Source organism: Methylomonas sp. HW2-6, assembly GCF_052474525.1.
The window spans coordinates 2,006,454-2,020,005 of sequence record NZ_CP184124.1; the positions used below are offsets into that span (position 1 = coordinate 2,006,454).

The window sequence follows — 13,552 nt, forward strand, 5'->3', positions numbered from 1 at the left end:
ACAGATTTTTTAACTGTCGTATCGGCGGCTCTCTTCCAAACCAAATTATCTAACCTTTTGAGGATATGTCATGAAAACAGCTAGCCGTTTTATAAGTGTTGTCTTAGGTGCCGTGATGGCCTCGTCAGCCAGTGCCGCTGCCACTGAGGATGTTGTCAACAATTCGGGCCTGTCGGTCTATTACGAATTTAGCGCCGGCGGTATTTCCGCCTATTTCACCGATTGCAAAGGCATGGGGTCGCAGAACGAAGTGGAGCAAACCAGGGTTAATCCGCGCGAAGAGAGCACTACTAAGCTTCCTGGGCGTCTGCAGGTCAAAAATCTTACCTGTAGCAGAGGCTTGACCAAGTCGATGGATTTGTGGAGCTGGCGGCAACAAGTTGCCAGTGGACGGTCGGCCCGGTCGCGGGTCGATGCGACTTTGATTGCCTATGACCAGACGATGACTCCCATCGCGGAATGGAGCTTTAGCCGGGTTTGGCCGGCATCGATCGATTTCAACGACACGACACCCGGCAGAGAAACCATCGTATTCGCCGCCGACCAAGTGCAACGCCTGCGCTGATCTAAACCGTGGTGGCCGCCAAGATGGTTGGCTGGCATTCGAAACAGCAAACGCGCTCTGCGGAATGTCGTTCGTCCGGACTTTCGTATGGCCTTTCCTTCCACCCTTCATAGACCGGCAATTTGATCCGGAACTAGCGGGACTTGGCTCGGCATGAGTCCCGGCGGTCCCGAACCCGCGGTTACGGGCCCGGACATTTGCCCTTGGCCGAGTTTGCGCGGGTAGGTTGACATATAATGGTCCGCCGACACTGGCTGACTACCTTCAAAAACATATCATGACCCAAGAATACAATGCCGCCGCGATCGAGGTGCTGAGCGGCCTGGACCCGGTGCGTAAGCGCCCCGGCATGTATACCGATACCACCCGGCCCAACCATTTGGTGCAGGAAGTGGTCGATAACAGCGTCGACGAAGCGCTGGCCGGATACGCAAAAAACATTGAAGTAACCTTGTTTAAAGACGGCTCGGTCAAGGTCGTCGACGACGGCCGCGGCATGCCGGTCGATATGCATCCGGAACAAGGCATTCCCGGCGTCGAAGTGATCCTGACTCAGCTCCACGCCGGCGGTAAATTTTCCAACAAGAACTACCAGTTCTCCGGCGGTTTGCACGGCGTTGGCGTGTCGGTGGTCAATGCCCTGTCCGAAAAGCTATTGGTCGAAATCAAGCGCGGCGGCGGCGTTTACCAAATGGAATTTGCCGGCGGCGACAAGGTCGGCGAATTGCAGCAAACCGGCAATGTCGGCAAAAACAACACCGGCACCAGCGTGCATTTTTGGCCGGACGCCAAATATTTCGATTCCAACCGGGTTTCCGTCAGCAAGCTCAAGCACGTATTGCGCGCCAAGGCCGTTTTGTGTCCGGGCCTGAAAATCGTGCTGCTGTCCGAACTCAGCGACGAGCGGCTGGAATGGTGTTACCAGAACGGCTTACAGGAATATCTGCTGGACCGGGTCGGCGACGCCGAAATTTTTCCGCAGCCGCCGTTCATGGCCAATATGGCCGCCAGCAACGAGGCGGTGGAATGGGGCATCGTCTGGACTCCCGACAGTCTGCCGGAGGCGGTGGCGGAAAGTTACGTCAATCTGGTGCCGACCGCGCAGGGCGGTACCCACGTCAACGGCCTGCGCGCCGGTTTGACCGAAGCGATCCGCGAGTTCCTGGATTTTCGCAATCTGCTGCCGCGCGGCGTCAAGATCGCGCCGGAAGACGTCTGGGAAAACTGCCATTTCGTGCTGTCGGTGAAACTGGAAGATCCGCAATTCTCCGGGCAAACCAAGGAGCGTTTGAGTTCGCGCGAATGCGTGACTTTCGTCTCCGGTGTGGCCAAGGATACCTTCAGCCTGTGGCTGAACCAGCATCCGCAGGAAGGCGAGAAAATCGCCGAGATCATCCTCGCCAGCGCCCAAAAGCGCTTGCGTTCGGCTAAGAAAATCGTGCGTAAGAAAATCACGGCCGGGCCGGCTTTACCCGGCAAACTGGCCGATTGCTCAGGACAGGATCTCAGCCGTACCGAACTGTTCCTGGTCGAGGGCGATTCGGCCGGCGGTTCCGCCAAACAGGCCCGAGACCGCGAGTTCCAGGCCATCATGCCGCTTAGAGGCAAAATTTTGAACACCTGGGAGGTCGATTCCGGCGAGGTCATGGCTTCGCAAGAGGTGCACGACATCGCCGTGGCGCTGGGCATTGAGCCCGATAGCGACGATTTGCAAAACCTGCGTTACGGCAAGGTCTGCATCCTGGCCGATGCCGATTCCGACGGCAACCATATCGCCACCTTGATTTGCGCGTTGTTTTATAAACACTTCAAGGCCTTGGTCGAAGCCGGCCACGTGTTCGTGGCGATGCCGCCGCTGTACCGGATCGACGTCGGCAAAAAGGTGTTTTACGCCTTGGACGAATCGGAACGCTTGGGTGTGCTGGCGCGGATCGAAGCCGAAAAACTCAGCGGCAAGGTCAATATTCAACGCTTCAAAGGCTTGGGCGAAATGAATCCGTCGCAACTGCGCGAAACCACGATGAACCCGGATACGCGCCGGCTGGTGCAGTTGACGGTGCCGGACCACGCCGAGGCGTTTCAGCAGATGGATTTGTTGCTGGCGAAGAAACGCGCCGGCGACCGCAAAAGTTGGCTGGAAGATAAGGGAAATCTGGCCGAGATTTTGTAGTGCAGGGCGGGTACCGAGTTGGTGCCCGCCCGGAGACCGGTCAAATATCCATCAACAGCATTGGAATGCCGTAAGTCAGGATGAAGTAACTGAATGCGTAAATCAGGCTGACACTCATGGTGTATTTGAAAAAACCGCGGAAGATGTAACTGACGATACTGATATACCAAACCACCAGAAATACCGCGATGCCAATGCCGATTTCCTCGCGGTAGGGATGGTGTTTCAACACCAGCCAGTAGTCCAGGCCTTCGGCGGCGATGGCCAGGGTCATGATGAAGTTTTCGCAGACGAAAATCGACGTGTACAACTGGCTGAACAGACTCCATTTTCTTTCGGTCAGCAGCAATACCGCCACGGAACTGAAAGCCATAATAGTGCGGCCCAATACTTCCAGAGTGCCGTCGGCCGGATCGGCAATCAAACTTTCGACGATGATGCCGGACATTAAATAGAACGCCACGTTTTTCCACATAAAGGAATTGGGCGGGACTAAGTCCGCCGGATTATTCAGAAACCAGCAGGAGGACAGGTATTTGAGTAATAAAGTCATGGTGTGAGCTTGCACTCGGTTTCGAGCGCCGTAACGTGCTGAAAAAACCGGCCATTATAGTCGGTCGTAGCGCTAAATCGATTGAGCTGCGTCAATTGTTGCCGATTTATCGCAGCGTAAGTCGCGGTCAGCCCCGGCGCGATTGCTTGTATAATGCGGCTTCACTAGTTTTCCAACGCCGGTGCCATGCGGCCGGTCTCGTCTCAATCTCCCGGAATCCCATGATCGAATTAGGTAAAGTTAATGCGTTAACCGTGCTTAGCCGGCGCGATAACCAATATTATTTGGACGGCGGCGAATTGGGAGAGATCGCGTTGGCCGATAAACCGCCCGTCACGGAATTGGCGGTCGGTGCAAAAGTCGATGCGTTTGTTTATGTCGACGGCAAAGGCCAAACTTTGGCGACCTTGCAAATGCCGCTGGTGCAAGCCGGCGAGGTGGCTTGGTTAAAGTGCGTCTCGTTGAGCCATGCCGGGGCATTTTTGGATTGGGGATTGCCCAAGGACTTGTTGCTGCCGTTCAGCGAACAAAAAGGCAAGGTCATAGAAGGCCGCTCCTATCTGGTTCGCTTGTTTCTGGACGAGGACAACCGTATCGCTGCGTCGATGGTGTTGGACGATTTCATTCAGGATCAGGCGTTTTACTACAAGGAAGGCCAGGCCGTGCAATTGGTAATCGCCGAGCATACTGAACTGGGTTTCAAAGCGGTGGTAGACCACCAATACTGGGGCGTGTTGTATAAAAACGAAGTGTTCCAGCCGCTGAAAAAAGGCCAGAAATTGACCGGCTACATCAAGAAGATCCGCCCGGACCACAAACTGGATTTAATCCTCAGCCAGGAAAAGTACGGGCAGAAAGTGGACACCACCTCGGCGAAGATACTGGATATCCTGGCCCGACGCGGCGGCTATGTGGCGTTGACCGACAAAAGCGATCCGGAGCTGATCTACGACACCTTTGCGGTCAGTAAGAAGGTGTTCAAACAGGCTATTGGCGGTTTGTACAAACAGCGGCGGATATTGATCGAGGCGGACGGTATTCGTTTGCTGGATCAAGCCACGGCCAAATAAGTCGAGCGATAGAGGCGCCGGCAATCGGCGCCTGACCGACGGCCGGAAAATCCGGATCAGGGCCGGTATTGAGAAAACACGTAGTCGGTTTTTTGCTCGGAGGCGTGGCAGGCAAAGCAACTCGCTCCGCCATCCTGGACCAGGCGTTCGGTCTTGCTGTTGCCGGCAAAGCCCTCGAAGCCCCAGCCGCCGGTCGCGGCATATTTTTTCGAATCTTTCTGCATCACACCCAGTAGTTTGCGCTCGCCTTCCTGAATGGTTTTATCCTGTTCCTGGTATTGCAACAGATCGAATACCAGCACCGAACCGTCTTGATATTTACCGGATTTCAATCCGCTTTCGGCTTTTTTATTGGCATAGACGTGGTGCAGACCTTGAAACGGGTTTTCCAGGGCATGGCCGGGCTGGATCAGCATGGTTTTGGCATGCAGCCAGGTGCGGTAGCCTTCCGGGTAAGCCACGCTGTGTTCGACGGCTTGGGCGGAAGCGAAAAGAGTCAGGAACAGTCCGGCGGCGGACAGTGAAAGGCGCGTATTCATAGCAAAATCTCCCCTGTAGACAAGACAAACTGATTTCGAATCGAAATTAGTTTGTCTTTTTAGGCGGATTTTGCCGGTCTGTCAAATTAATATTGATCCGCTATTAGTGCGTGACGGGGCGGCGCGCGCTTAAATCTTGCCGTCCAGACCCATTTGAAAGTACTTGTGGACGATTTTTTCCTGGTTTTCCAGCAGCCAATCGATGTCCGGGGTGTTGGTCATGGCTTTGTGGATGGCTTTGGCCATGGCTTGACGGTGGATGTCGAACAGAATGCGGTGGTCGAGTTTGTCATCCTTGATCACGCTCGGGTTCAGCCATACCGAGCAAATGATGCCGAGGTCGTTGGCTTTTTCTTTCGGGATGTCGCCGGCGCGCACCGCGTCCAACACGCCGTTGGCGATTGCCGCCTGCACAGTACCCATCAAAATATTGGTATAGCGGCTGTTCTTGACCGTGACCTTGCTCACCATCAACGTCACCGGCCGCACTTGGATATCGGTATTCAAAATCGCGAACACCCGGCTATGGCCCTGGACTTGGTCGCCGGTCAAGGTGGCGATCGCGGTGCCGACCGGCCCGTCCAACTCGCCGATGATGATTTCCGGCTCGGCAGCGGTGCCGGCCGGGCCGCCGGCGACCAAGGCTTCGCCGGTACGCATAACGATTCTTTCGCTCATGTGGGTCTCCAATTTGAAGTGAGTCAGTTAAGGTTTTTAGCAGTTACTCTGTTCGAAAGCGTGGTCTGGCGCGGGATCAAAGCTCACCCTTCGCCGCGTTGCACCATCTCCCCGTACTGTTCCGGCGTAATACTACCGCCCAGGTTCTCGGCGATTTGTTTATCGCAGGCCGGCAACACGTCCTGCACGGCGTCGATCCGTTTCCACTGCGGCAGCGGCGTATCTTTTCCGGCTTCCGGCACGTATTGGGAACTGGCGACGCGGCTCATTTTGTGAATGTAACGCGGACAGTTGATAAAAATCTCGCTGAGCGCCACCCGTACGATCGATTCCGCGCCGGCATAGTCGGCCAGCAGCGGATCGTCGGCCTGAATACGGGCGTCGCCATGGAGCCGAAGCCGATGCGGCGTTTCGAAATCGATGAACAACAGGCCGATTTTCGGGTTGCCGTTGATATTGCCCAGCGATAAAAACATGCCGTTACCGTCGTAGTTCGGAAACGCCAATTCCTGCGGACCGATCACTCTGACCAAGCCGGGATGGCCGCCTTTATAGGAACAGGTCGGATAACCGCGGTGGTCGATCGTGGTCAGAAAGAAAAAGTCGCGGCTTTCGATGAAAGCCTGGTGTTGCTCGTTGATGTGCTGTTCTACGATGATTTGCTGTAAGCGGTCCGCCAAGCGGACGGTATCGTGTTGCGTTTGCAGTTCCCGTTGTTGCGGGCTATAGAATTCGTCCATCACCGCTGACTCCCGAATCGAAAAGCCGCCATTCTAACCGAGATTGCCGGGAACGCCCCTTCAGCTAGCGGCAATGGCGAGCCGCAGTGTTGTGTCAGACAAGTGGCAGGAAAGATCGAACGTGAGTTAAACGCGGTGCTTGCCGTATCTGCAGCCGCCCAGACTGTAAATGACCGCGCAGCCGAACCGGAATCGAGTTTTTAGGTATGGGCCTAAACGACGCGGCCGAGGCTAAAACTCCCAGGTAATTTTGCCGTAAACTCCGCGTTGAACTTCGGTAGCCTGGGTGAAAGTTTCCTGGATGTACTCCAGATGGCGGTTGTCCAGCAGGTTTTGTCCAACTAGTGCGAGTTCGACGCCGCGGCTCAACTTCCAGCCCAGCCGCAGATCCAGTGTGGTGTAGGAGCGGATATGGGCGGGGCCTGTCAGCGTGAAGGCGCTGGCGTTATCGACGTAACGCAGCCAGGCGTCCAGCGTAACATTGGATGTCGGATTCACACTCGCCCGCAACGAGATTTTATGTTGCGGCGAGACGGCTTCCTGGTAGTAGGCGTTGCTGCTGAGTTCGGTTTGCAGTGCGCTGTAGCTGATGTCCCAGCGCCACCAGTCCAGCATTTTCATGACCGCCGAGGTTTCGATGCCGTAGGTGCGACCGGCGTTGCCATTGTTAATGTAAAACGGCTGGCTTAGAGCAGCCGGCAATTGCGAAGTATCGATTGCGCCGGGTTGGAATGAGCGCAGGGTGCTGTAGTTGTTGTAAAAGCCGGCGACGTCTATCGAGAAGGCCGGATTCGGGCTGAAGCGGTAACCGATTTCGTAAGCCAGCACTTGTTCGGCCTTGTAAGTCTCCGAACCCATCACCGCAAGCTCCAGCGGAAACGGCGTGACGTTCTGGCCGCTAAACGGCGGCAGGATTTGACCGACCAGACTCATATCGGCGTCGACCCGCGACGGAATCCGCACCCCGCGGGAGATAGCCCCCCACAAGCGGTGGTGCGGGTGGGGAGCCCACATCAAGCGTGCGGTGGGCTGAACTTCGAAGCCGGTAAAATCGTTATGTTCCAGTTTGGACCCCAGGGTCAACCATAGGGTGTCGTCGATTAGCGTCAGTTGGTCTTGCAAAAAGCCACTGTAATAGCTGTTATCGCGGTCGCTAGGTCTGAAGGAGATCAGATCTGGGCGGATATCCGTTACGTCGGAAGACGAGTAGCGGAATCCTAAGCCCCAGATAATGTCATTCCACGCGTTCAGCGCGAAATGGTGTTGAAAATCCAGATCGGTGGTATGGCGTTCCTCGTCGATGAAGCCTTCGCGCCGGTTGTAGGAATCGAGATACAACTGCAGTGTCGTGTTTGAGGTATCCGAGAAATCATGTTGCCAGCGGCTGACGATATTGCCGCCGCTGGCCATGGCCCGGTCGCCGACCACTTGTCGATAGGGCGCGGTTAGCGTAGCGAGCGAGAGTTGTTGGTTTAAGTCGGCGGAGTACATGTCGCCTTGTACGGTTAGCGAATCCGCGTCCGACACCTCGGAATCGAGGCGGAAGCCGCCCTGCATCTTGCTCCAATAATCTCCGGCACTGCTACCGTTGGCCCGCGCCAATGCGTCGCGCTCAAACCCCTTCAGATAGGCACGGGCGGTAGTCGTATCGTTTAGCCGGGTACCGTAGCGAAATGCACCGAATGCTCTTTCTTCGGTACCGCCGCCGGCGTTGACGAGTCCGCCCTGGGTGTCGGCACTGTGTCTGGTGATGATATTGATTACCCCATTGACGGCGTTGGCGCCCCACAACGCGGCGCCGGAACCGCGGACCACTTCGATGCGCTCGACGTCTTCCAACATCACATCTTGCAGTTCCCAATACACGCCGGCAAATGCTGGGGTATACAGGTTCCTGCCGTCGATCAGCACCAGCAGTTTATTGGCAAAGCGGCCGTTGAAGCCGCGCGAACTGACCGCCCATTTGTTGGAGTCGATCCGACCGACGTCGATGCCGGGCGCCAAGCGCAACGCGTCCGGAATGCTGGTGGCGCCGGAGCGTTTGATGTCTTCGTTGCTGATCACGAATACCGCGGCGGCCGAATCCTGCAAGGACTGGACTTTTTTTGCCACCGAAGTAATTTTTACCGCCATCAGTTCTTCCAAGTTCAGATCGGTCAGGTCGGCATCCGCATGCGGGCTGCCCGGTAGCCAAACCAAAATCGCAGTCGCGATCCGAAATAAAGACGGAAGAGTTTTTTTCATGAAATGCCAGGAAAACGAATACTTCTAGCTGAGCAGTGGTGGTGAAGAAATAAGGATAACTGTAGTGAAAGATCGGAGATGCGCAAGATTCTATTTTTTGTGCGGAACTGCTTGAATTTTATTGGAGAATCGATAACGGCAGCTGCAAGCCGACCCGGTCGAGCGATGCGAAGCGGCCTGGCCGGAATGGGTGCCCGTGAAACAGGCGCCGGGTCAACAGTCAATTGTGTCGGATTTGTTGACCGCGAACGAAAGCCGTTCTGCCCCCATTTCGCCAAGGCCATGGCTGGGGCCGCACCAGCACAAGCTGCGGTTTAGAGGCAGATTAGGCGACGGGCTCCGAGATATTGGAGCCCGTGCTGAAAGGATCTAGTCGGCGGCAGGCTCGGCAACGGCTTCCCAACCGCCGCCCAGCGCCTTGTAGACTGCGGCCAGCGCCGTCGCCGCGGCGGTTTCGCTTTGTGCCAACTGGCTTTGGTCTTGCAGCAGCCGCTGCTCGGCATCCAGTACCGTCAGAAAATCGCTGATGCCTTCCTGATAGCGCAATTGCGCCAGCTCGCGGGCCTTGGCGCTGGCGGCCGCGGCTTTGCTTAAATCCGCTCGCCGGCTCAATTCCTGGCGATAAGCCACCAGGCTGTTTTCGGTTTCTTCCAGCGCGTTCAGCACGGTTTGCTCGTACTGCGCCAGAGTGGCTTCGGCGCGGGCGTCGGCTGCTTTGATTCGGGCATAAACCCGGCCCAGATCGAACGCCGCCCAAGTAATACGGGGACCGATCGAATAGGCATCGCCGCCCGGCGCGACCAAATGGGTCAAGGTGTTGCCTTCCAGAGCAATGCTGCCGACGAAAGTTACGCGCGGAAACAGGTCGGCGGTGGCGACGCCGATTTGTGCGGTCGCTGCGGCCAGTTGGCGCTCGGCCATGCGAATGTCCGGCCGCCGCCGCAGCAGTTGCGCCGGATCGCCGATCCGGATCGTTTCCGGCGCTTTGGGTAATGCTTGTTCGGTGCTTAACCTAGTAACCAAGGCATCCGGCATCTGCCCGCTCAACACGCTCAAGCGGTGGATGGCCTGGGAGATGGCATTTTCCAGCGGCGGGATGCCGGCCCGGGTGCTTTGCAATTGCGCCTCGGCCCGCGACGTGTCCAGTTCGGTGCCGCGGCCGTTGTCGAATTTAACCTGAGTGATTTCGAGGGTTTGCGCTTGATTGTCGGCATTACGTTTCGCCACGGCCAACTGGTTTTGCAGGCCGCGCAACGCAAAGTAATTGCGGGCGACTTCGCCGATCAGGCTGACCTCGACATCGCGTAAACTGGCCTCCTCGGCGGCGACCTGGTCGTCGGCAGCTTCGACGCCGCGCCGGACCCGGCCGAAGAAATCCAATTCCCACGAGGCGTCGAAGCCCATGCTGTACAGTTTCAACTCGCGCGGCACGAAAGCCCGGTTATTCAACGAGCCGGCGCTACGTTTCTGTTCGTTGTAGCTGGCGCGCGAGGTAACGGTCGGCAGCAGGCTCAGGCCGGATTCCAGATACAAGGCTCTGGCCTCGGCCAGATTGGCTTTGGCGGCTTGCAAATCGCGGTTGTGGTTCAGGCTTTGCTCGACCAGCTGTTCCAGCAAACCGTCATTGAACAACTTCCACCAGGCCACCTCGCTGCTGTCCGCCGCAAACAGCGGGGCAGGGGCGTTGACGAATTGGCCGGGCAAAGCGGCGGTGGCCGGCGTTTGGTAATCCGGGCCGACCGCGCAGCCGGCAAGCAGACCGGTGGCAAGCATAGACTGGGCCAACGGGCGAAGCTTCAAATTAAGATTCATGGCATTGACTCCGCGCTGGCCTGTTGCCCGCTGGCATTGCGGCGCAGTTTGGCCGCCAGCCCTTGGACCGCGACGAAAAACACCGGCGTCAGCAGCAAACCGAAAATTGTCACGCCGATCATGCCGCTGAATACCGCCGTGCCCAGCAAGTGCCGGGATTCGGCGCCGGCGCCCTTGGCGATCACCAACGGAAACACGCCCATCACGAAAGCGAACGAGGTCATCAAAATCGGTCGCAACCGAATCCGCGCCGCCTCGACTGCTGCATCGAAGCGGCTCAAGCCCGATTCCTGGCGATGTTTGGCGAATTCGACGATCAGAATCGCGTTCTTGCTGGCCAGGCCTACCAAGACGATGAAGCCGATCTGGGTGAAGATGTTGTTGTCCATGCCGCCGATCCAGACCCCGGTCATCGACGACAAAATACACATCGGCACGATCAGAATCACCGCGAACGGCAGGGCCCAGCTTTCGTATTGCGCTGCCAGGGCCAGGAACACGAAGATCACGCTGAGCGGGAACACCAGCAACGCCACGTTGCCGGCCAACACCTGTTGCAGGCTGAGCTCGGTCCATTCGAAGTCGAAACCGGGCGGCAGGTTGTCGCGCAATACCCGGCCCATTTTCTCGATGGCATCGCCGGAGCTGACGCCGGGCAGGGTGCTGCCGTTGATTTCGGCGGCGGTGTACATGTTGTAGCGGGTAATTTTGTCCGGACCGCTGATTTCCTTGACGTCGGCGACCGCGCCCAACGGCACCATGCCGCCGCTCAGGTTTTTGGTTTTGAGCTGGGTGATGTCGCTAGGCAGCATCCGAAAATCGGCATCGGCCTGGGCCGTGACCTGATAGGTGCGGCCGAAGATGTTGAAATCGTTGACGTACAACGAGCCCAGATAAATCTGCAAGGTGTCAAACACGTCTTTCAATGGCAGGTTCATCGATTTGACCTGAGTGCGGTCGACGTCGACGAACAACTGCGGCACGCCGGCGCGGAAGGTGGTGAACAAGCCGACCAAACCCGGTTGCTGGTTGCCTTTTTCGATCATTTCGCCGGTGACTTTTTGCAACTCGTCGATGCCGGCGTTATTGCGATCCTGCACTTGCAATTTGAAACCGCCGACCGAACTCATGCCGCGGATCGGCGGTGGCGTGAACACGGCGATGCGGGCGTTGGGGATGGCGGCCAATCGCTGGTTCAGGGTTTTGACGACTTGCGAGGCATGCAGATCGGGGCGGTGAGCGCGGCTGTCGAACGAATCCAACCGGGCAAACATGGTCGCGACATTCGATTGGTTGGCACCGCTCAGAATCGACCAGCCGGCGTAGGCGTTGATATGGCTGACGCCTTCGGTGTCCAGCACGATTTTACTGGCTTGTTGCACCACATCCTTGGTGCGGGCCAGCGATGCGGCGTCGGGCAATTGCGCGTACAAGATCAAATAGCCTTGATCCTGGTCCGGAATGAAGCCGGTCGGCACTTTTTCGAAGGCCAGAAAATTCAGGCCGTTCAAACCTACGTACAGAACCAGAACCACGGCGACCATCCGGATCAGTCGCGCCACCAGTCTGGAATAGCCGAGGCTGAAACGGTCGAAGAAGCGGTTGAAGCGGACGAAAAACCAGCCGAATAACTTGTCGAACAGTTTGGTGAAGGTGTCCTTGTTCTCGTGGGCGCGGTCCAGCAATAACGCGCACAGGGCCGGGCTCAAAGTCAGCGAGTTGAAGGCCGAGATCACCGTCGAGACGGCAATGGTCAAGGCAAACTGTTTGTAAAACGCGCCGGAGACGCCGGTGATGAAGGCGGTTGGTACGAATACGGCGACCAGTACCAAGGCCGTGGCGACGACCGGCCCCACCACTTCGCTCATCGCCAGCCGGGTGGCTTCGCGGGCGCGCATGCCTTCGGCAATATGGCGTTCGACGTTTTCGACCACGACGATGGCATCGTCAACCACGATACCGATCGCCAGTACCAGGCCGAACAACGACAATGTATTCAGCGACAAACCCAAGCCGGCCATCACGGCAAAGGCGCCGATCAGCGACACCGGGACCGCCAGTAACGGAATCACCGCCGCCCGCCAGTTTTGCAGGAAGACGATCACCACCAACACCACCAAACCCAGCGCTTCGAACAGGGTCTCGACCACGGCGTCGATCGATTGCTGAACGAACACCACGGTGTCGTAGACCAGCACGTAATCCAGACCTTCCGGGAAGCGGGTTTTCAGTTTCTCCATCGCTTCGACCACGGCCTTTTTGGTGTCGATGGCGTTGGAGCCGGGCAATTGGAAGATCGCCAGGCCGACGGTATCTTCACCGTCCAGGAACAGGCCGGAGTTGTAGTCCTTGGCGCCGAGTTCAATGCGGGCTACGTCCTTGAGTTTAGTGATCTGGCCGTTGGCGCCGGGTTTAATCACGATTTCGCCGAACTGTTCCGGATCGCTCAAGCGGCCCAGCGTGCTAACCGTATATTGGTATTCGGCTGCGGTCGGCGACGGTTGCTGACCGACCACGCCGGCCGCGACTTGCACGTTTTGTTCGCGCACGGCATTGACCACCTCGGCGGCGGTCAGATTGCGGGCGGCGACTTTTTCCGGGTTCAGCCACAGACGCATGCTGTAGTCGCGGGCGCCGAACAACAGAATATCGCCGACGCCGGGCAGCCGGGCCAGCGTATCGCGGATTTGCAATAGCGCGTAGTTGCTCATGTAAACGCTGTCGTAGCGTTTATCCGGCGATACCAGATTCACCACCAGGCTTAGGTCCGGGCTGCGTTTTTTCACGCTCAAGCCTTGACGGCGCACTTCTTCCGGCAGTTTGGGTTCGGCCAGTGCCACCCGGTTTTGTACCAACACCTGGGCTTTGTCGAGGTTGGTGCCGGGTTTGAAGGTGATGGTCAAGGCCATGACGCCGCTATTGGTCGATTGCGACGACATGTACAGCATGTCCTCGACGCCGTTGACTTCCTGTTCGACCGGGGTTGCCACCGTTTCGGCGACGACTTTGGCGTTGGCGCCGGGGTAGCTGGCGGTGACAACCACGGTGGGCGGAGCGATTTCCGGATATTGGGCAATCGGCAGGCCGATCAGCGCCAGGCCGCCGACCAGCACGATCACAATCGACAGTACCGAGGCGAAGATCGGCCGGTCGATAAAAAAGTGGCTGAATTTATCCATGG

General features: G+C 57.3%; 10 protein-coding genes. 3 read left to right on the forward strand and 7 right to left on the reverse strand.

The window, feature by feature from the left end; translation table 11 throughout:
- Positions 1-70 precede the first annotated feature (70 nt).
- Together ACH518_RS10355 and parE are read left to right on the forward strand one after the other, a co-directional pair.
- Positions 71-565, forward strand: coding sequence for a phage tail protein (locus tag ACH518_RS10355; RefSeq protein ID WP_445372836.1), 495 nt, complete (start codon positions 71-73; stop codon positions 563-565).
- Positions 566-842: 277 nt separating this feature from the next.
- Positions 843-2,735: a DNA topoisomerase IV subunit B gene (parE, locus tag ACH518_RS10360; protein ID WP_278212698.1), complete on the forward strand. Its 1,893-nt coding sequence runs from the start codon at positions 843-845 to the stop codon at positions 2,733-2,735.
- A 40-nt stretch (positions 2,736-2,775) separates the two neighbouring features.
- On the opposite strand, the gene ACH518_RS10365 is transcribed toward parE, so the two are convergent.
- Entirely contained in the window at positions 2,776-3,288 is a 513-nt protein-coding gene (locus ACH518_RS10365) for a hypothetical protein (protein ID WP_278212697.1), read from the reverse strand.
- 221 nt (positions 3,289-3,509) lie between these two features.
- On the opposite strand from ACH518_RS10365, the gene ACH518_RS10370 reads away from it, so the two are divergent.
- Positions 3,510-4,358 carry a CvfB family protein gene (locus ACH518_RS10370; RefSeq protein WP_445372837.1) on the forward strand — a complete coding sequence of 283 codons (849 nt, stop codon included), beginning with the start codon at positions 3,510-3,512 and terminating at the stop codon, positions 4,356-4,358.
- Positions 4,359-4,414: 56 nt separating this feature from the next.
- On the opposite strand, the gene ACH518_RS10375 is transcribed toward ACH518_RS10370, so the two are convergent.
- The 6 genes from ACH518_RS10375 to ACH518_RS10400 all read right to left on the reverse strand — a co-directional run bounded on the left by ACH518_RS10375 (position 4,415) and on the right by ACH518_RS10400 (position 13,550).
- Positions 4,415-4,897, reverse strand: coding sequence for a cytochrome P460 family protein (locus ACH518_RS10375; protein WP_445372838.1), 483 nt, complete (start codon positions 4,895-4,897; stop codon positions 4,415-4,417).
- Positions 4,898-5,026: 129 nt separating this feature from the next.
- Positions 5,027-5,575, reverse strand: coding sequence for a formaldehyde-activating enzyme (gene fae, locus ACH518_RS10380; protein WP_140913840.1), 549 nt, complete (start codon positions 5,573-5,575; stop codon positions 5,027-5,029).
- An 83-nt stretch (positions 5,576-5,658) separates the two neighbouring features.
- On the reverse strand, positions 5,659-6,315 hold the full coding sequence (locus tag ACH518_RS10385; RefSeq protein ID WP_445372839.1) for a pyridoxamine 5'-phosphate oxidase family protein: 657 nt from the start codon (positions 6,313-6,315) through the stop codon (positions 5,659-5,661).
- 231 nt (positions 6,316-6,546) lie between these two features.
- Entirely contained in the window at positions 6,547-8,559 is a 2,013-nt protein-coding gene (locus tag ACH518_RS10390) for a TonB-dependent receptor plug domain-containing protein (protein WP_445372840.1), read from the reverse strand.
- A gap of 369 nt (positions 8,560-8,928) precedes the next feature.
- Positions 8,929-10,371, reverse strand: a complete 1,443-nt coding sequence (locus tag ACH518_RS10395) for an efflux transporter outer membrane subunit (protein ID WP_445372841.1) — start codon at positions 10,369-10,371, stop codon at positions 8,929-8,931.
- On the reverse strand, positions 10,368-13,550 hold the full coding sequence (locus ACH518_RS10400) for an efflux RND transporter permease subunit (protein ID WP_445372842.1): 3,183 nt from the start codon (positions 13,548-13,550) through the stop codon (positions 10,368-10,370). The genes ACH518_RS10395 and ACH518_RS10400 overlap by 4 nt, the downstream gene beginning before the upstream one ends.
- Positions 13,551-13,552 lie beyond the last annotated feature (2 nt).